Here is an 18,474-nt window from a genome sequence, read left to right on the forward strand (position 1 = left end):
TCCTCTTCTATACTATGAAACTTTATCTTGTGCAAACTCCTCTTCCAGTTGGCGTCTATCTTTCCGGTAGGATTGCCATAAATTCTCTTCCTCGATTTCGATCTGTTTTAAGGCTACTTGTGCAACTTCTCTAGCTTCGAGATCATACTCTTCTATACAGCGATGGAGGGACTCCCATCCACAACTGACATCAACCTCCTGCTCTTGTAAAAAGGAAGCTGCCATCGCATACTCTTCTTCCAGCATCTGGGTGAAGAGCTGCTGTTTTCTTTCTACTAAGCAACGCTTTTCATCTAACTCCAAGCGCGCTTTTTGGAACTCTCTTTCCAAGTGATCTAGTTTCTTTTCCTTTTTTGAAAGAGTAGATGAAATTAATAAGCTAGTTGTTCCCACTGGTTCATTTCTCCTGCTATTTCTTGATCTTTTGCTTTTAAGAGTTCAATTCCTGCATTCACTTGCTCATTTAAAGCATGAAATTCATTCGATAAGGACTGATATGTAGCCAAACGATTGTCGAACCTTTCTCTTACTTCAGTGACAACTGTTTGCCTTGTTGCACCAGCCTGTGCATAGGCCTCTTCTACTTCGGAAAGATTGAGAATGAAGCCTTTCGGAACGGTCTGTAATACTTTCTCCAAAGCTTCTAAATCTGTATCCAGTTGTTCCTTAGATTTCTGAGCTTGCCCCAGCCCTTCATCCACTACTCGAATCAGCTCATCAGAAGCCAAGCGCGCCTGCAAAGCATCAAGATAAATCCGTTCACTTGAGCTCAGTCCACCACCTGTTTTTTGCAATTTATCCTTTAGGCGATAGTAAACCTTCATCCGCTCTTCGATGATTTCCTTCCGAGTGATGGCTTCCGTTCCCTTTTCAAGAACCAAATTTCCATTCTTATCATAGATATAACCATGCATCATGTGCTGCAGGCCAGTATTTATCAAATTCTTAGTTTTGAGGTGCTTGACAATCCCACTTGATTCCTTGCTTCCAGAATCCTGATAGCCCAAGCTAACCAAATCTTTATGGTCAATGTGATTGTAGATTTTGTACTTCAACGAATCTATACGCGCTTTTTGCTCGGGTGTTAAGATGGAATAGGCATTAGGACCATTGTATAGGTGTACGGTCCCAATATGAGACGCTTCTTCTTCCGTCAAGCAGGCAAGCGCATACTGAATATTCATAGACCCCAGAGAGTGACCGTATAGATCGATCTTGGCATTAGGGTATTTTCGGATCACCTCTTTCAAATGAGCTGCAGCATCTTTAAATTGCGGAGGCGGGAAAGTACCTCTATCTTTGTTGTACTCTTTTAAAATGGTAGCCCCAATAAATACTGGAAACTTTGCTTGACTATCAATTAGAATATCCGTTCCCATACCATATAGATTTGCTTTCGCCTCACGATAAGCATTTGTTATTGGATTACTTCTAATACTCTTGACAAAGCTTTTTACATTATTTCCAACATTTTTATCGAGTAAACTAAACGGATAACTAATAAGCTCCGAAATATTATAATCGGCAGTTTCATCCCTTTTTTTCAAATTCTCCTTAATCTTATCTCTGGTGAATCTTTTCGCATAATCTGTCGCATAGTTCGCCGCTCCATTGGGACCAAGAATGTTAGAAGCAGCAGGCAAATCTGTCTTTACCCAATCCGTAAATGTATCATGGAGTAATTTTTGTGTACTTGTTTCAGTTTCAGATCCCTTCATCAAGACTGTCACGTCATGGATTTGGGCACGCGCTTCATCAGAAGCAGTATAGGGGACTGGATCTTGTTCAACACCCTTGCCACTATCCGTTAGTACGAAGACCTGTTCTTCATTGCCATTTACACTATCATAGATATGAGCTAAGTTACCAATATAATCATCTCCATCGTTAATAGAATAATCTTGCCCCATTTCTAACGGTTGATATTCTAATAAGGATGTTTTCTGATGTTGAAGATCCGAAAAATTAGAATTAATGACCATCACTTTCTCCTCTTATTAGTCTCGTTAACTTTTTTGGCATTCCAGACGCTGCAACGGTATATTCCCCTGAATCTTCCTCTTGAACTGTCATATTGATTATTAATGTATCATCATTGTTAATGACTACCTCTAGAATCAGCCCTCCCATTGGATTATATTTTAATTTATCTTTTAAAATCCTATAAGTCTTTATTTTTCCATTTGGAGTCAGTGCTTCCGGATCTAGTTTTTTTAAATATTTTTCAATCGCCACTTTCATCTTCTTACTCTCTGCGATTTGAATCATTTCTTGTTTTTTGGCAGATTGTCCATTAAAAAAGCTACAGCCTCCTAAGCTCAGGCTAAATACTACCATTATCAACACAATAAATTTACTTTTTTTCATCTTCTTCCCATTCTTTCTTCAGGTTTCTTAAAATTTATTATACAAAATTCTATCCATACCTGAAATGTTACTTTTGTTAAAAAATGTTGCCAAATCGTTACAAGCACTAGCTATTAATGTAACATACCAGCTTTGATCCAGAAATGTTTCTATTTAACTATATTAGGGGTATTTACCTATATGAGTTTATTTTCCAGTCTCTTCTGCTTTACTTAACAGATCATCTAATTTTGCTGAAATACCGTAACTACCTGCTTCGAACTGTCCTGAATCTTCCATTTGAACAGTCGTATCGATCGTTAACTTTTTATCGCCATTGATAACGAGAGAGACATTCATCCCTCCCATTGGATTGTATTCCAATTCACCTTTTATCAGGGTATAGGAGTGAATAACCCCTTCTGAAGTGAAAGCTTTCGGATCGATACTGGTTAACAAGTGTTTTATCGCTCGCTCCATTTTCGTGCTTTCTGCGATCTGAATCATTTCCCTTCTCTCAGCAGCTTTATCTGTAAAAAGACTGCAGCCTCCTAGAAACAAAGTCAGTAAGAATAGTAGTAAAAATCGTTGTTTTTTATCAGTCATATTTCCCTCTCACTTATATTATTCGTAATGATTTCTAAAAAATGAGCCAATTTTTAAAAATTTTTTCCAGAACCTAAAAAACACACCCTTACTGGGTGTGTCTCCTGTTAAATCATATATTCGACGCTATAAGTGGCATCGGATAAAATCCGTGAAAGGAATTGTTTGGTTCGTTCTTCTTTTGGACTGTTGAAGAATTCATGTGGTTCGTTTTCTTCGATGATGTGTCCGCCATCCATAAAGATGACGTTGTTGGCTACATCACGCGCAAAGCCCATCTCATGGGTTACGACAACCATGGTCACTCCTTCTTGGGCCAATTGCTTCATGACATCTAAGACGTCACCGACCAACTCTGGGTCTAGCGCTGAAGTCGGCTCGTCCAGCAAGATCACGTCTGGTTTCACTGCGATGGCACGCGCGATTCCGATCCGTTGCTGCTGGCCACCTGACAATTGAGAAGGATAGTAATCCTTGTAAGCGAGGAGACCAACTTTTTCAAGGGCTGATTCTGCCCGTTGGATAGCTTCTTCTTTTGGAATCTTCCGAGCCACAACCAGGCCTTCTAAGATATTTTCGAGCGCTGTTTTGTTAGCGAAGAGATTGTAATGCTGGAAGACAAAGGCTGTCTTTTGGCGAATTTCTAAAATTTCCTTTTTGCTGAGTTTTGAGAGATCATACTCTTTTCCACCCAAAGTCAAACGGCCTGTATCTGCCTTTTCCAAGTGATTGAGGCAGCGAAGGAAGGTTGTTTTTCCTGATCCAGATGGACCCAAAATAACGACGACATCCCCTTGGTTGACCTTGAGATTAACATCTACCAGGACCTGGTGGTCCTTAAATTTTTTCGATACGTGTTCTACTTCTAACATCTTCTTATTTCTCCTTCTTCTATGCGAGTGTCAGGCGTTTTTCTAAGAGATTGAATCCCCATTGAATCACCCCACAAATGACAATATAAAGAATAAAAATCACTAGATAGGATTCAAAATATTGATAGCCATAAGAGGCTTCGACCTTGGCAATGGCGGTGATATCCTTGATGGTCATGACAAAGACAAGGGAGGTTCCTTTGACCAAGTTGATAACCAGGTTACACAAATTGGGAAGGGCTGCACGCAAGGCTTGTGGAAAAACAATGCGGATGTAGGCTTGACGATTAGTCAAACCAATGGCTTGCGCTGCTTCTAGCTGGCCCTTATCAACGGTCAGAATGGCTGACCGTAGAATTTCAGCAAGACTTCCTGTTGTCATCAAGCTAAAGATGATAAAGGCATAGTAAATAGGATTGATCTCAAAGACATTAAAGTGACTACCAATACTCTTAAAAAAGCTATTTAAGAGGCTGGGAAAGAGACTATAAAAGAAGAGAATCAAGAGAATCGGAGGCGTCGCGCGGATAAAGGCTAAGTAAATCACTGAGAAACTGCGAACACCTTTGACCTTATAGATCTGACCGAGTGCCAAAAAGAGGGCTGGAAAGAAACTCAAAAGAATCGATACGACCATGATCAGAAGGGTCACTGGAACACCACCCAAGGTGGCTAGAAATGCTTTACTAATAAAATTGAAATCCATAAGCTACCTTTCTGTTACACTGAGTCGTTTCTCAAGGAGTTGAGCGGAGAAGGAGATCACAAGGGCAATTCCCCAGTATATCACTGCTACGGCTGTATAGGTCTCGAGGGAATAATTCCCAAGATTGCGGCTGATCAAGTTATTGCCTGCTCCCATGATATCGATAAAGCCAATGGTATAAGCCAAAGCGGCATCGCGCATGAGGTTCAAGATGGCAGTCGTCATATTTGGAAGAGCCACGCGAAAGGCTTGGGGAAGGACAATCCGCCAAATGGTCTGAGCTGGTGTCAATCCGATACTCAAGCCTGCTTCCATCTGACCTTTTGGAATGGCCAAATAGGCTGCCTTGAAGACCTCAGAAATCATCGCGGCAAAGAGAAGAAACATGGCAACCAAGACAAAGACAAACTTGGACCAGTGGTCAATATCTACTCCCAACCACCAGTTCAAAAATTGGGGCAGTCCATAAAAGACCAAAAAGAGCAAGACAATCGGAGGGGTACAACGCAAAGTAAAGACATAGCCTTTTGCCAGACCTGCTCCTACCTTATCTTCTGATACTTGTGCCCAAGTCAAAACCAAGCCAAATGCAGAACCGAGAACCGTCGTTAAAACCATCAAAGCTAGGGTCGCTGGTAGAGCTTGGACCAAGGTTGGAAGAAATGACCAGACCTTGGAAATGTCGTATGAGACCATGTTTCTTTTCCTTTCTGTATCCGTATAGAAATAAGGAAGCTGGGGCTATGCGCACCCAGTTTCATCTTATTTCTCTTTATCTACATAACTGAAGACATCTTCACCGAAATATTTTTTCGACAATTTAGCAAGTGTGCCATCTTTTTCTAATTCTTTGATGGCCTTGCTGTATTCTTCCGCAAATTTTTCGTTTTTCTTATCCTTATGGATCAATGGGTAAGTTGGAATTCCTTTGTAGGCAAACCAGCTCAGTTTGTCCGCATATTGGTGGTAAGAACCATCTTTATCTGTGACAGCTTTTTCAAAGGAAAGTTTGATGTCAAAGAAGGCATCGTAACGTCCTTCAAGAACCCAAGCATAAGCATCTGCGACTTTGAAAGATTCCGCAGCTGTTAATTCGATTTGTTGGTCCTTATGCTTTTCATTGTATTCTTTAATAACATTCCACTGCGCATTTTGTGGTGAAATTGGAACCAATTTTCCTTTTTCTTTAGCGAAGTCATCGATGTTCTTGTATTTTTTCGCATCTTCTTTCCGAACGGTAAATCCGATGATACTTGCTCCGATTGGTTCTTTTGGAATGATGAATTTCTTGGCACGTTCTTCGGTATACCAAGCTCCTTTGGTTCCGATATCGTATTTACCAGATTCTAGACCGATCAAGAGATCGTCATCACTTGTTCCAGTGTACTCAAACTTGTAGTCTGGTAGTTTTTCGTCAATGGCTTTGAGAACGGCTACTTCATAGCCATCTGATTCTCCTTTTTCATCAACGAAATCATACGGTACATAGTTTTGAGTGTGGGCTACTTTCAAGGTTGTTACCTTGTTCGATCCTGTTGAGCCTTTGCTATCGTTTGCATGGTTTAAGCTCCGTCCAAGAATGGTTGCACCTGCAATGGCAAGCACTGCCACCCCACCGATAATCCATGTTTTTTTACTCATACTCTGTTCTCCCTTTTTCCATTTTCCTTATTCTGCTGCAGCTTCACGAACCCATTCGATTCGTTCTTCATCAATGTCACTTGGAATCGTACAATCGGCACCAATGACCAAGCCTGTGGTTCCTGTTTCTGCGATGATGCGTTTGGTTTCTGCTTGGATCGCAGCCTTGTCTCCTGTGTAGAGAAGACCATTTTTGCCATTTTCAAAACCACCAAGAACCGTGCGTCCACCGAAGATTTCGCGTCCTTCTGCTAGGCTGATTCCTTCTGGTCCGACTGCCCAGTTAATGACTTGGGCTGGGTAGTCTGTGAAGAGGTGGATATCATTGCGAGCTCCTTCGTAGCCACAGATATGAAGGATATTTACGCCACCGGCTTCATTGGCTGTTTCTAAGACATGGAGTTCACTTGCTGCGATGACTTGTTTGTATACTTCTTGGCTCACGCGCGCATCTTGGATGCTTTGAACACTGAGGTAGATCCCGTCTGCCCCTGCTTCTTTGATGATTCGTTGGCTCAAACTTGCAATATCTTGGCCAATCGTATCCAATACTTTTTTAAGAGTTGCTGCATCTTGATCGATAAAGTTTGCGATCAAGTCATCTCCTCCTGAAACTTCTCCGACCAACCATTTGAAGTAGGTCACTGGAGCAAAGATATTGTAGATAGCCACAATGTCTTCTTCAAAACCGGCACGGATTTTTTTAACGAGCTCTACTTGCTCTGTGATCCATGGATGATCTGCTCCGAGTGGTTCAATCCCTGCTAAGTCAGAGATATTTTCAAGGCCTTTGTGAATGGCTGGATTTGGATAAGCAAAGTAACCATCGCTCATGAGTTTGACAAAGTCTGGTTTGACCTTGTGAAGGAAGTTTTTATGTCCATTCAGGTTTTTTTCAATAATTTCCGGATTAGAAAATCCTTTCAACCATTCTTCTTCTGTTGTAAAATGATGCCAAAATCCAACTGGCACACGGTCAACTGCTTCTCCTTTAAAAGCTTTTAAGACTAATTCTCTTTTTGATGACATGTTCTTACCTCGTTCTAATCTTTTCTTGTTTGTTATCTTATCACTTCGATAATTGTTTGACTAATATATATTTTTTATCAAGCTCTTCATCTTTTTTTATCACTGATCTTCAAGGAGTAGAATTCCTGCTAGGTCAGATGGGCGAAGGAGGGAGAGGCTATGAGCTGGAATCTTCTCCAGTCTTGCCATATCTGGATCTTTTTTTGCTTTCCCCTGACTACTTGCTAGAGCAGCTTTACTAAGCCCTAGAAGCAAAAACAAAACGGTTACCAGGATACACCATACATTGATCTTTTTCATCTCCCTCTCCTTTCTTCTTACAATACAGCTGCTTGACGTACCCAATCTAAGCGTTCCAATTGGAAATCATCTGGCACAGTACAGTCTGCTCCAAGGATCAAACCACGGCTTCCGGCTTCAGCCACCAAGCGACGAGTTTCTTGCTCAATAACTGCTCGTTCCCCTTGATAGAGCAAACCTTTCTTGCCATTGACAAAGCCACCCAAGACGGCACGATCGCCGAAAAGTTTACGACCTGCGGCTAGGCTAAGGCCTTCATGATGGGTCGCCCAGTTAATGACTTGAGCTGGATAATCCTTGAAGAGTTCCACTTCATTGCTGGCCCCTTCAAAACCACAGATATGAAGGATATTGATGCCTCCAGCTTCATTGGCTGCTGCTAGGACAGCGATATTGCTCGGTTCAATGATCTTACGGTATTCTTCCTCTGTCACACGCTCATCTTGGACTTGCTGGGTTGAAAAGTAAATCCCTTCAATACCTGCTTCTTGGATCAAGCGGCGACTTAAAGTAGCGATGTCTCCTGCAATCACGTCAAGGACATGAGCTAAAGTTTCTGGATCTTCCTTGATAAAGTCTGCAATCACTTGATCTCCACGGGATTGATCCGTACGGAACCAGCGTTTCAAATAAGAAATGGGCGAGAAGATATTGTAGAAAGAAGCAATCTCTTCATGGAAATGGGAACGAATCTCCTTGACCACTTCGATTTGTTTTTCAATCCAAGGATGATGCTCTCCAATCGGTTGAATATCCTTCAATTCTCGGATTGATTGGATCTCTCTCGAATAAAGAGCACTCGGATAGCGGAAGAAGCCATCGCTCATGATCTTGACAAAATCAGGTGAAATTTCTTCTACATAGTGTTGGTGGCCCTTAATACTTTTTGCTACTACAGCCGGATTGTCTAGACCCAATTCTTTTTCTTCTTGGGTCACATAATGGAGCCAAAATCCTACAGGGATTCGCTCTACAGCTTCGCCTCGAATGGCACGAAGAACCAATTCTTTTTTACTCATACTGTGCATCCTCCTCAATATTTCTCCAATAGAAAGGCTAACTGCTTTCCTTCTGGAATTTGTAACCATGATATCACCTCGAAAAGTAGCTGACTAATATATTTTCCCTATCAAGGCCTTAAAATTTCTTTATTAAGAAAGGTATCAAAAAAAGGCAAGCCCTTGAAAATAGGGACTTGCGGATATCTTTCTTTATTCTTTCATTTTAGAAGAAAAGGACCGCTTTGATCTTTTCTTGATCCTGTTATAGCAAAAAACTATACCTCTTCTTTTAAAGGAAAAAATGGCGTATGTTAAAGCAAAGAAACCTTTCATAACAGCATTTTTCCTCCTTTGTTCTTTTCACCGATTCCTAGACACCTTCTTCTCTTTCTTGTCAGGCAAGATTGAAAGGAGTATAATTTTTATAGAATAATTTTAAGGAGTGTACGGTTTATGAAAACAACAAAAACCACCTTTACCATCGTTTCTGCTCTTGCTTCTGTCATTTTACTGACGAGTTGTGGAAGCAACACCACTAAAACGCAAGAGACAAAAGCAAGCAGCACTAAAAATCAGGTGACGATGACCTATGATCAACAGCGCTCACAAGAAAATACCATGTCTGTTCTCTGGTACCAAAAGGCAGCAGAAACCAAGGCTTTGTATTTACAAGGCTACAATGTCGCTACTGACCGTTTGAAAGAGATCCTCCAAACTCCTTCTGATAAGCCTTATTCCATCGTCTTGGATTTGGACGAAACTGTTTTAGACAACAGCCCTTACCAAGTTCAAAACGTCAAAGATGGTACGGCCTTCAATCCTAAAGATTGGGATGTTTGGGTGAAAAAAGCAGCCGCAAAAGCGGTGCCAGGTGCCAAAGATTTCCTTCAATATGCGGATCAAAACGGAGTTCAAATCTACTACATTTCTGACCGTACAACCTCTCAAGTAGATGATACCATCAAGAATCTTGAAAAAGAAGGCATTCCTGTTCAAGGACGTGACCACCTCATGTTCTTAGAAGATGGCGTCAAATCAAAAGAAGGCCGTCGCCAAGCTGTACAAGAAAAGACCAATCTTGTCTTGCTCTTCGGGGACAATCTGGTTGACTTTGCAGATTTTTCTAAGACCTCTGAAGCTGATCGTGACAAGAAATTGGACGAATTGCAAAAAGAATTTGGTGAAAAATTCATCATCTTCCCAAATCCAATGTATGGATCATGGGAATCTGCTGTTTACCAAGGTAAAAAACTAGATGCCAAGGGACAAACAGAAGAACGCCTCAAAGCCTTGCAAGGTTTTGACAAATAAAGCAAACATCCTCGCTAGGAAAAACCTAACGAGGATGTTTTTTCTATATAGACAAGTTTATTCAACGGTTACAGACTTAGCAAGGTTCCGTGGTTTATCAACATCTAGCCCACGATGAAGGGTTGCAAAGTAGGCAATCAATTGGGTTGGTACCACCATTGAGATTGGAGAGAGGTAAGGGTGAACTGCTGTCAAGACCAAATCATCTGTCTCTTTAGCGACATTTTCTTCTGCAATGGTTAAAACATGAGCCCCACGTGCTGCCACTTCTTGGATGTTCCCACGTGTGTGGCTGGCTAGGACTGGATCAGACAAGAGGGCAATAACCGGTGTACCGTCTTCGATCAGAGCGATGGTACCGTGTTTCAACTCACCCGCAGCGAAGCCTTCACATTGGATGTAAGAAATTTCTTTTAGTTTCAGACTGGCTTCCATAGCAACATAGTAATCTTGGCCACGTCCGATATAGAAAGCATTGCGGGTTGTTTCCAACAAGCCACGGACTTTTTCGTCGATCACTTCTTTTTCTGAAAGGGTTGATTCGATCGATTGGGCAACGATAGACAATTCGTGCACCAAATCAAAGGCTTTGGCCTTCTCATTGCCATTGGCTTCCCCAACAGCTTTAGCAAGAAAGGCAAGGGCTGCGATTTGAGCCGTATAAGCCTTAGTAGAAGCTACCGCAATTTCAGGACCAGCATGGAGCAACATGGTCATGTCTGCTTCACGTGAAAGAGTTGAACCTGGAACATTGGTCACTGTCAAGCTTGGAATCCCCATTTCATTGGCCTTGACCAACACTTGGCGGCTATCAGCTGTTTCGCCAGATTGGCTGATAAAGATGAAGAGTGGTTTCTTGCTGAGAAGTGGCATACCATAGCCCCACTCAGATGAAATACCGAGTTCTACTGGGGTATCTGTCAACTCTTCCAACATTTTTTTAGAAGCAAATCCAGCATGGTAAGAGGTACCAGCCGCAAGGATATAGATCCGGTCTGCTTCTTGAACAGCCTTGATAATAGCTGGATCTACCACTACTTGACCAGATTCATCTGTATAGGCTTGGATCAACTTACGCATGACAGTTGGTTGCTCATCGATTTCTTTGAGCATGTAGTATGGGTAAGTCCCTTTACCGATATCAGAAAGGTCAAGTTCAGCCGTATAGCTAGCCCGTTCTTTGATGTTTCCATCATAGTCTTGAACTTCAACGCTGTCAGCCTTGACAATGACCAACTCTTGGTCATGGATTTCCATGTATTGGTTGGTTTCACGAATCATGGCCATGGCATCTGAGCAGACCATATTGTAGCCATCGCCAAGACCGATCAATAGTGGTGATTTATTTTTTGCTACATAGATGGTACTTGGATCTTCCGCATCCATCAAAGCAAAAGCATAGGCTCCACGGATGATGTGGAGGGCTTTTTTGAAGGCTTCCAGCGTAGACAAGCCATCTTCTTCAGCAAATTTTCCGATCAAGTGGGCTGCGATTTCTGTATCTGTTTGCCCCTTGAAATGGTGACCTGCTAGGTATTCTTCCTTGATTTCAAGGTAGTTTTCAATGACCCCATTGTGGACTAAAACAAAGCGACCTGTTTCAGAGCGGTGTGGGTGAGCATTGTCCTCAGTTGGTTTTCCATGAGTGGCCCAACGGGTATGTCCAATCCCAGCTGTCCCTTCGACACCTTCTGCCTTAGATGACAATTCTGCAATGCGGCCAACTGCCTTTACCAATTGGCTCTTGCCTTCACTAGCCAGAAAAACACCCGCAGAGTCATAGCCTCGGTATTCGAGTTTTTCAAGTCCTTGAATCAAAATATCAGTAGCATTTGTATTTCCTACAACACCAACGATTCCGCACATAGTTTTTACGATATAGCCTTGCTATACTTTCCCCTTTACTTAGTCAAACGACCCATGGTCGATTTCTCAGTTACTTTAAATTGGTCTAGTCTAATTTGACCAAAAAGCAACCAGCGGAGTCAGTATACAATGCTTCTTCTAGTTTGTCAACTAGGAAATTCAAGAAAATTGGTCTAGTTAAGGGAGGGTTAAGAAAAACCTATCAACATCTTGGTTGATAGGTTGCTTTTTCTACTCTTCAAATCCATTCCGCTGACTCAACTTACGGAACCAATGACCAGATTTTTTGAGGGTTCGTTTTTGACTTTCGAGCTCCAACTCAACTAAACCATAGCGGTTCTTGTAGCCATTGAGCCATGACCAGCAGTCAATAAAGGTCCAGATCAGATAGCCTTTACAGTTGGCACCATCTTGAATAGCCCGGTGGAGCTCGCGAAGATGGTCTTTGACAAAGTCAATCCGGTAATCGTCTTGGATCACTCCATCCTTGCGAAATTTTTCCTCTCCTTCAACTCCCATCCCGTTTTCGGTCAGGATCCACTCGATATTGCCATAGTTTTCCTTGATATTTTGGGCAATGTCATACAAGCCTTGCTCATAGATTTCCCAACCTCGGTGGGGATTGATCTTGCGACCTGGCATGACATAGGGTTCATAAAATTGTTCAAAGAGTAGGGGAGATGCTGGATTTGGAGCATAACGAGGAGCCGCCACACGGAGTGGTTGGTAATAGTTAACCCCTAGGTAATCCACCGTATTTTCCTCGATCAAGCGCAATTCAAAGGGATCATAATCCGGTAAGAGATCGCGCTCCCGTAGGATCTCCACTAATTCTTCAGGATAATGACCAAGAACAGATGGATCTAAAAAAGATTTGGCTTGAAAGAGCTCGGCAATACGCGCAGCTTTCACATCTTCTGGATGCTGGCTCCGAGGATAGGCTGGTGTCAAATTGAGCACAATCCCGATACGGTAATTAGGATCCACCTCATGACAGGCCTTAACTGCTAGAGAGCTTGCTAGCTGGGTGTGGTAGGCTACTTTAACAGCTGCTGCTGCGTCTACCTTATGAGGAAAATGGGCATCATAAAAATAACCAAATTCTACAGGGACAATAGGTTCATTAAAGGTGATCCACTGATCGACCAGATCTCCATAGGTCTTGAAACAAAAACGCGCATATTCCTGGTAAGCATAGGCGGTTTCTTTATTTTCCCAACCATCCCCTTGCTCTTGAAGAGCCATCGGTAAATCAAAATGATAGAGGTTGACCAAGAGGTGAATCCCTTTTTCTTTAATCTTTTCAAAGACACGGCGGTAGAAATCAACACCTGCTTGATTGATCTCCCCTCGTCCTTCTGGGAAAATACGTGACCACTGGATAGAGGTTCGAAAGGCCGTGTGGCCGGTTTCTAACAAGAGGTCCAGATCTTCTTCCCAGTGTTCATAAAAAGTCGATGTTTTCTCTGGTCCTTGCCCTTGATAAAAGCGGTTGGGCTCGACCCTATACCAGTAATCCCAGAGATTGTCTCCCTTTCCATCCTGGGCTAGACGTCCTTCTGTTTGAGGCCCCGAGGTCGAACTCCCCCATAAAAAATCCTTTGGAAATTGATACATGTCCTAATCCTCCTCATTCTACTAGCTCTATTGTAGCGCATCCTCCCCCAAAACCTAGGCACAATTTACAGTCTTTCTTACGCAGATTAAAGAAAAAGCCCCTTAGGAAAAATTCCTAAGGGAGCTGGTCCTCTTTATAATTGAGTCACGACATATTCAAAGAGCTTGCGATCTGCTGGGCTCTTGTCAAAACGTAGTTCTGGATGCCACTGAACTCCGAGGAAACGGCTCTCATCTGTGGATTGAACGGCTTCTATGATGTCATCTTTAGGATCCCGCGCGATTACTTCTAAGCCATCTGCCAAGTCTTTAATACTTTGATGATGGAAAGAATTGATGCGACTGGTCTTACCATAGATCTCTTGCAGGACCGTCTGATCCTTGGTCACCAACTCTTGACTGGTGTACTGACCTGGATTGTCCTGCCAGTGGTGTTCAATATCTTGATACAGAGTTCCCCCTAGAGCGACATTATAGAGCTGGGTCCCACGGCAGACGGTAAAGATAGCTTTTTTAGCCGCACGCGCTTCTTCAATCAAGGCCAACTCAAAGAGATCGCGTTTCAAGAGGTAGTCATCACTGTCGATGGTGATTTCTTCTCCGTAAAACTTGGGCAAGACATTTTGTCCACCGGTGATGATGAGCTTATCAATCATCGATATGTAGTCTTTGGCCAAGGCCGCATCTCCAATCGGCAAGATCAAGGGAATCCCTCCTGCCTCTTTGACCGCTTCGACAAAACCAGTCGCCGCATAGCTCATGTTCGCGTCTGGATCATCTGGGAAGGGTCTTTCATTTCCTGTAATTCCAATCACTGGTCTTATTTTCATGCTTATTTCCATATTCTTTCATTCATCTTCAAGGCTTATTGTAACACAATTTCAAGCCAGACTCAATGGAGATTTTTTTGAAGAGACAGTCAACAATTAGAATGAAAGGACTCAGCCATCTAACTTCTGTCAATAAGAGGCAATTCTGTTTCAAAGCCCCTGAGGATTCTTAAGTAGTTACTTTTCTTTAAACCACTCCATCCCTGGGGAATCCAGTATAATCTTGGTCAATTGTTGGGGGTTTTCCTGAGTCCCATTGATAATCCAGTCGACAATAAGTCCTGTCAAACCAGAAACATACATGGTAATAGCATAGCGCTCTGGCATTTGATAAGCTGCCACAATGACTGGTCGAGAACGTGGCGTAGACTCAATCATCCCCAAGATAAAATAACGAATGTTGTCTGCAAAACGAAAGCTTGGATTTTTTGCAATTTCAGCAAAAAAAGCACTGTTCTCTTGGAAATAAGACAAGATGGCTTCTAAGGCTTCTTTGGGATAAAAGGTTTCTTTCCTCAAAATCATACGAACCGTCGTTATGGTTTCTTCTTTTAATTGCTCTAAAAAATCCTGTTTATCTAGGTAGTGCAGATAAAATGTCGAGCGGTTGACACCCGCTTTTTTAGTTAACTGACTAATCGTTATATCCTCTAAACTTTTTGTAGCCAAAAGCTGAATGAAGGCTTCTTTAATATCTGACTTAGTTGTCGTTTGTCTCTGTTGCATACGAACCCCTTATTTCTACATATTGTTGATTAAAGTATATCTCGAATTTTGAAAATGTCAACTATCATCTGATATTTTCAGTTATGATTATCATATTCTCTTCGTTATTTCAACACATTGTTGTTTTCTGTTGTAGCAATCGTATTTAAAAAATCATAAAATAACCTTCGTAATTATTCAACAGGTTGTTGTTTTAGCAGCTGATAATTTTTAAAGGAGACAAATACACATGGCGTATATTGAAATGAAACATAGTTACAAACGGTATAAAACAGGTGATGTGGAAATCATCGCAAACAATGATATCACTTTCGAAATTGAAAAAGGGGAGTTAGTGATTATACTCGGTTCTTCTGGGGCAGGAAAATCAACTGTTCTCAATATTCTTGGTGGTATGGATACCAATGATGAAGGAAAGGTCGTCATCGATGGGAAAGACATCTCCAATTATAATGCGAAACAATTAACAGCCTATCGTAGAGACGATGTCGGATTCGTCTTTCAATTCTATAACTTGGTCTCAAACTTAACGGCCAAAGAAAATGTAGAGTTGGCTTCTGAAATTGTCGCGGATGCTAAAGATGCGGAACAAACTTTGATTGATGTTGGTCTAGGAAAACGCATCAACAACTTCCCTGCACAATTGTCTGGTGGTGAGCAACAACGGGTAGCTATCGCTCGCGCCGTCGCAAAAAATCCGAAAATTCTCCTCTGTGACGAACCTACAGGAGCCCTGGATTACAATACTGGAAAACAGGTCTTGAAGATTCTCCAAGACAAGGCTCGCAATGAAGGAGCTACCGTTATCATCGTCACTCACAACGGGGCGCTTGCACCTATTGCTGATCGTGTGATTCGTATGCATGATGCGCGTGTTCAAAGTATTGAACTCAATGCCCATCCACAAGATATTGATAGCCTCGAGTACTAGAAAGGATGTCTCATGAATCGTAAAACTTATTGGAAGGACGTGAGAAAGTCTTTCTCTAGTTCTAAAGGACGGGTGGTTTCTATTGCTTCACTCATGGCCTTAGGTTCTTTCGCTCTTGTGGGTCTAAAGGTGACGACACCTGATATGCAACACACGGGAACAAGCTATTTTACTAAACACCAAACAGCTGACCTCACAGTTACTGGTAGCTATGGACTGAACCAGTCAGATCAAGACCTCCTAAATCAAGTCTCATCAGAGGCAAACATTGAGTATGGTTACTTTAAAGATGTAGTACTGAAAGGTTCCACTGATTCCTTTCGACTATTTTCAAAACCAAAAGATATCTCAACTTATGAGGTTGTAAAAGGAAAACTTCCAAGTAAGCAAGGTGAAATTGCTCTTTCTTCAGTCTATCAAGATAACTATAAGATCGGTGACAAAATTGAGTTTTCTGAAAAAGAGGGTGACAATGGTAAGGATGTCTTAAAAGAACACAGTTTTACCATCACTGGCTTTGTTCAGTCTTCTGAAATCTTATCAAGTGTTGACCTAGGTTCATCGACAGCTGGTAGTGGGGAACTCAAAGGGTATGCGGTTGTTCCTGAATCTAGTTTTGATTCCGACGTCTACATGATTGCACGCTTAGCTTACAAAGACGTCCGTGGAGCTAACCTCTATACCCAGGATTACACTGACAAGGTTTCCAAACACGAGGATGAGCTTGAAAAATTAGTAAAAAATCAGCCTGCTAACCGTTTGAAAGAATTAAAAGCTGATCCACAGGCTAAGATTGACCAACAAACAAGACAACTTCAGAAAGCAGAAACGGAGCTTAACAAGAAACTTGAACAAGCGAAAGCCAGCGGTCAGGATAAGAATCCTCTTGTCCAGGGACAATTGACTCAGGCACAAGATGAAATCGCTGACAAGAAGGAGCAAATAAAGGAAGCTCAAGAAAAAATCGATAGCATTGCTGAACCAAGCTACGATGTCTACACACGTCGTGAAGCTCCTTGGTCAGAAGGGTACGTTTCCTATGAGACCAACGCTTCTGTTTTTCAGAACCTCAGTAATATCTTCCCTGTTATCCTCTACTTTATTGCTGCCTTGGTTACCTTTGTAACAATGGGACGCTTCGTCGAAGAAGAACGGATTAAGGCAGGGACATTCAAAGCTCTCGGTTACCAAAACAAGGACATCATCCGTAAATTTATTATTTATGGATTCGTGACGAGCATGATTGGTACTGCTATTGGGGTTGCTGCTGGACATATTCTCCTTCCAACTATCATATACAATAGTTATAAAGAGCGAATCCTCCTCGCACCAATTGAGTTACACTTTTATCCATTTAAGACTCTTCTAGCTATTGTGCTTGGTCTTTTGTCCACAGTTCTTCCCGCTTTCATGGTAGCCAAGCGCGAATTAGGAGAAAAGCCAGCCCAACTTCTTCTTCCAAAACCTCCAACATCTGGTTCTAAGATTCTTTTGGAGCGCATCACCCCACTTTGGAACCGTATGAACTTTACACAAAAAGTCACTGCCCGTAATATTTTCCGATACAAGCAACGGATGTTCATGACTATTTTTGGTGTCTGCGGTTCCATCGCACTTCTCTTTGCTGGACTCGGTATTCGTTCTTCTATTGGAGACCTTAACACACGCCAATTCCCTAACATCATTCGCTATGATATGATTGTCGCAAACAAGGATCATCTGGATGGGCAGGAAAAGGAAAACATCCAAAAATTAATTAACGATAGCAAGGTCAAGGAACATCTTTCTATTCATTACGAAATGCTTTCAAAAGTGGCAGGAAATAATAACGATCGTCAAGATATCACAACCCTTGTGGTCAAAGACAAGGATCAAGAAACTCTACAACATTACATCAAGCTCAATAATCGTGAAACTGGTCAAAAACTCGATTTGACCGACAAAGGGATTATTATTTCTGAGAAATTGGCAGACTTAGCTGGCGTTTCTGTAGGGGATGAGTTAACCGTTCAAAATAGCCAAGACAAGGATATCAAACTCAAAGTTGCTGGTATTTCTGAAATGTATATGGGTCACTTCATCTTTATGAATGAAACTACTTACAGAAATGCTTTTGGTAAAGAGGCGAGCCAAAATGCTACTATTCTGACACTGAAGAATCACTCAGACAAAAACGTTGAGCAAACAGCCAGTCAATTTATGGAGCTTGATGGTGTCAAAGGGGTTGTTCAAAATACTACTCTAAAGGCACAAATCAAGACCATCGTCAACTCCCTTAGCCGTGTTATGGCAGTATTGATTGGGATTTCTGTTCTTCTTGCTTTAGTTGTTCTCTTTAATTTGACAAATATCAATGTGGCAGAACGTATCCGTGAGTTATCAACCATTAAGGTTCTAGGCTTCTTTAATAGAGAAGTGACACTCTACATCTATCGAGAAACCATTTATCTCTCTATCATTGGTATCTTGGTTGGATTCGGACTTGGTTGGGGATTGCATCAATACATGGTAGAGGTTATCCCTCCTGAAAATATTATGTTCAATCCAGGTCTGAGCTGGCTCATCTATGCCATTCCAACACTTGTTGTCATTATCATTCTGACAGGTCTCGGTATCTTTGTGAACCAACACCTTAAGAAAGTCAATATGCTCGAAGCCCTAAAATCTGTTGAGTAACATACGATCTAAGCTA

General features: G+C 41.8%; 18 protein-coding genes. 3 read left to right on the forward strand and 15 right to left on the reverse strand.

Annotated elements, in window-relative coordinates; all coding sequences use genetic code 11:
- Positions 1-12 precede the first annotated feature (12 nt).
- The 11 genes from RDV49_RS00785 to RDV49_RS00835 form a co-directional block, all read right to left on the reverse strand.
- The gene (locus tag RDV49_RS00785; RefSeq protein WP_003009966.1) at positions 13-393 is read right to left on the reverse strand and encodes a hypothetical protein; all 381 of its coding nucleotides are present in this window, start codon (positions 391-393) and stop codon (positions 13-15) included.
- The gene (locus tag RDV49_RS00790; protein ID WP_003009965.1) at positions 372-1,982 is read right to left on the reverse strand and encodes an alpha/beta hydrolase family protein; all 1,611 of its coding nucleotides are present in this window, start codon (positions 1,980-1,982) and stop codon (positions 372-374) included. Before RDV49_RS00790 ends, RDV49_RS00785 begins: the two co-directional genes overlap by 22 nt.
- Positions 1,972-2,367, reverse strand: a complete 396-nt coding sequence (locus tag RDV49_RS00795) for a DUF1310 family protein (RefSeq protein WP_003009964.1) — start codon at positions 2,365-2,367, stop codon at positions 1,972-1,974. The genes RDV49_RS00790 and RDV49_RS00795 overlap by 11 nt, the downstream gene beginning before the upstream one ends.
- Positions 2,368-2,553: 186 nt before the next feature.
- On the reverse strand, positions 2,554-2,952 hold the full coding sequence (locus RDV49_RS00800) for a DUF1310 family protein (protein ID WP_003009963.1): 399 nt from the start codon (positions 2,950-2,952) through the stop codon (positions 2,554-2,556).
- A 107-nt stretch (positions 2,953-3,059) separates the two neighbouring features.
- The gene (locus RDV49_RS00805) at positions 3,060-3,824 is read right to left on the reverse strand and encodes an amino acid ABC transporter ATP-binding protein (protein WP_003009962.1); all 765 of its coding nucleotides are present in this window, start codon (positions 3,822-3,824) and stop codon (positions 3,060-3,062) included.
- Positions 3,825-3,843: 19 nt separating this feature from the next.
- On the reverse strand, positions 3,844-4,530 hold the full coding sequence (locus RDV49_RS00810) for an amino acid ABC transporter permease (protein WP_003009961.1): 687 nt from the start codon (positions 4,528-4,530) through the stop codon (positions 3,844-3,846).
- Positions 4,531-4,533: 3 nt separating this feature from the next.
- Complete coding sequence (locus RDV49_RS00815) at positions 4,534-5,226, reverse strand: amino acid ABC transporter permease (RefSeq protein ID WP_003009960.1); 693 nt, start codon at positions 5,224-5,226, stop codon at positions 4,534-4,536.
- A gap of 66 nt (positions 5,227-5,292) precedes the next feature.
- Entirely contained in the window at positions 5,293-6,171 is an 879-nt protein-coding gene (locus RDV49_RS00820; RefSeq protein ID WP_003009959.1) for a transporter substrate-binding domain-containing protein, read from the reverse strand.
- A 27-nt stretch (positions 6,172-6,198) separates the two neighbouring features.
- Positions 6,199-7,200, reverse strand: a complete 1,002-nt coding sequence (locus RDV49_RS00825; RefSeq protein ID WP_003009957.1) for a uroporphyrinogen decarboxylase family protein — start codon at positions 7,198-7,200, stop codon at positions 6,199-6,201.
- Between the two features lie 99 nt (positions 7,201-7,299).
- Entirely contained in the window at positions 7,300-7,500 is a 201-nt protein-coding gene (locus RDV49_RS00830; RefSeq protein WP_003009954.1) for a hypothetical protein, read from the reverse strand.
- Between the two features lie 17 nt (positions 7,501-7,517).
- Positions 7,518-8,519 carry a uroporphyrinogen decarboxylase family protein gene (locus RDV49_RS00835; RefSeq protein ID WP_037608270.1) on the reverse strand — a complete coding sequence of 334 codons (1,002 nt, stop codon included), beginning with the start codon at positions 8,517-8,519 and terminating at the stop codon, positions 7,518-7,520.
- 435 nt (positions 8,520-8,954) lie between these two features.
- On the opposite strand from RDV49_RS00835, the gene RDV49_RS00840 reads away from it, so the two are divergent.
- A complete protein-coding gene (locus RDV49_RS00840) occupies positions 8,955-9,812 on the forward strand; it encodes a 5'-nucleotidase, lipoprotein e(P4) family (RefSeq protein WP_003004374.1) in 858 nt (285 codons plus the stop codon).
- Between the two features lie 57 nt (positions 9,813-9,869).
- Here RDV49_RS00840 and glmS read toward each other — a convergent pair whose 3' ends face one another.
- From glmS to RDV49_RS00860, 4 genes are all read right to left on the reverse strand, one after another.
- Positions 9,870-11,678 (reverse strand): glutamine--fructose-6-phosphate transaminase (isomerizing), encoded by a 1,809-nt coding sequence (gene glmS / locus RDV49_RS00845; RefSeq protein WP_003009950.1) that lies wholly within the window; start codon positions 11,676-11,678, stop codon positions 9,870-9,872.
- A gap of 231 nt (positions 11,679-11,909) precedes the next feature.
- Positions 11,910-13,295, reverse strand: coding sequence for a glycoside hydrolase family 1 protein (locus RDV49_RS00850; RefSeq protein WP_003009948.1), 1,386 nt, complete (start codon positions 13,293-13,295; stop codon positions 11,910-11,912).
- 134 nt (positions 13,296-13,429) lie between these two features.
- On the reverse strand, positions 13,430-14,125 hold the full coding sequence (locus RDV49_RS00855; RefSeq protein WP_021154354.1) for a gamma-glutamyl-gamma-aminobutyrate hydrolase family protein: 696 nt from the start codon (positions 14,123-14,125) through the stop codon (positions 13,430-13,432).
- Positions 14,126-14,302: 177 nt separating this feature from the next.
- Complete coding sequence (locus RDV49_RS00860) at positions 14,303-14,851, reverse strand: TetR/AcrR family transcriptional regulator (RefSeq protein ID WP_003009944.1); 549 nt, start codon at positions 14,849-14,851, stop codon at positions 14,303-14,305.
- Positions 14,852-15,080: 229 nt separating this feature from the next.
- Between RDV49_RS00860 and RDV49_RS00865 the strand changes: the two genes are divergently transcribed.
- Together RDV49_RS00865 and RDV49_RS00870 are read left to right on the forward strand one after the other, a co-directional pair.
- The gene (locus RDV49_RS00865; protein ID WP_003009942.1) at positions 15,081-15,782 is read left to right on the forward strand and encodes an ABC transporter ATP-binding protein; all 702 of its coding nucleotides are present in this window, start codon (positions 15,081-15,083) and stop codon (positions 15,780-15,782) included.
- 12 nt (positions 15,783-15,794) lie between these two features.
- Positions 15,795-18,458, forward strand: coding sequence for an ABC transporter permease (locus RDV49_RS00870; protein ID WP_003009940.1), 2,664 nt, complete (start codon positions 15,795-15,797; stop codon positions 18,456-18,458).
- Positions 18,459-18,474 lie beyond the last annotated feature (16 nt).

This window comes from Streptococcus parasanguinis, assembly GCF_031582885.1.
Classification (GTDB): Bacteria; Bacillota; Bacilli; order Lactobacillales; family Streptococcaceae; genus Streptococcus; species Streptococcus parasanguinis_M.

Excerpts from the sequence above, each read along its gene's own strand:
- RDV49_RS00860 (WP_003009944.1), bottom strand. The coding sequence starts at position 14,851 with ATGCAACAGAGACAAACGACAACTAAGTCAGATATTAAAGAAGCCTTC.
- RDV49_RS00825 (WP_003009957.1), bottom strand. The coding sequence starts at position 7,200 with ATGTCATCAAAAAGAGAATTAGTCTTAAAAGCTTTTAAAGGAGAAGCA.
- RDV49_RS00815 (WP_003009960.1), bottom strand. The coding sequence starts at position 5,226 with ATGGTCTCATACGACATTTCCAAGGTCTGGTCATTTCTTCCAACCTTG.
- RDV49_RS00800 (WP_003009963.1), bottom strand. The coding sequence starts at position 2,952 with ATGACTGATAAAAAACAACGATTTTTACTACTATTCTTACTGACTTTG.
- RDV49_RS00865 (WP_003009942.1), top strand. The coding sequence starts at position 15,081 with ATGGCGTATATTGAAATGAAACATAGTTACAAACGGTATAAAACAGGT.
- RDV49_RS00870 (WP_003009940.1), top strand. The coding sequence starts at position 15,795 with ATGAATCGTAAAACTTATTGGAAGGACGTGAGAAAGTCTTTCTCTAGT.
- RDV49_RS00835 (WP_037608270.1), bottom strand. The coding sequence starts at position 8,519 with ATGAGTAAAAAAGAATTGGTTCTTCGTGCCATTCGAGGCGAAGCTGTA.
- glmS (WP_003009950.1), bottom strand. The coding sequence starts at position 11,678 with ATGTGCGGAATCGTTGGTGTTGTAGGAAATACAAATGCTACTGATATT.
- RDV49_RS00850 (WP_003009948.1), bottom strand. The coding sequence starts at position 13,295 with ATGTATCAATTTCCAAAGGATTTTTTATGGGGGAGTTCGACCTCGGGG.
- RDV49_RS00840 (WP_003004374.1), top strand. The coding sequence starts at position 8,955 with ATGAAAACAACAAAAACCACCTTTACCATCGTTTCTGCTCTTGCTTCT.
- RDV49_RS00805 (WP_003009962.1), bottom strand. The coding sequence starts at position 3,824 with ATGTTAGAAGTAGAACACGTATCGAAAAAATTTAAGGACCACCAGGTC.
- RDV49_RS00830 (WP_003009954.1), bottom strand. The coding sequence starts at position 7,500 with ATGAAAAAGATCAATGTATGGTGTATCCTGGTAACCGTTTTGTTTTTG.
- RDV49_RS00820 (WP_003009959.1), bottom strand. The coding sequence starts at position 6,171 with ATGAGTAAAAAAACATGGATTATCGGTGGGGTGGCAGTGCTTGCCATT.
- RDV49_RS00790 (WP_003009965.1), bottom strand. The coding sequence starts at position 1,982 with ATGGTCATTAATTCTAATTTTTCGGATCTTCAACATCAGAAAACATCC.
- RDV49_RS00810 (WP_003009961.1), bottom strand. The coding sequence starts at position 4,530 with ATGGATTTCAATTTTATTAGTAAAGCATTTCTAGCCACCTTGGGTGGT.
- RDV49_RS00855 (WP_021154354.1), bottom strand. The coding sequence starts at position 14,125 with ATGAAAATAAGACCAGTGATTGGAATTACAGGAAATGAAAGACCCTTC.
- RDV49_RS00795 (WP_003009964.1), bottom strand. The coding sequence starts at position 2,367 with ATGAAAAAAAGTAAATTTATTGTGTTGATAATGGTAGTATTTAGCCTG.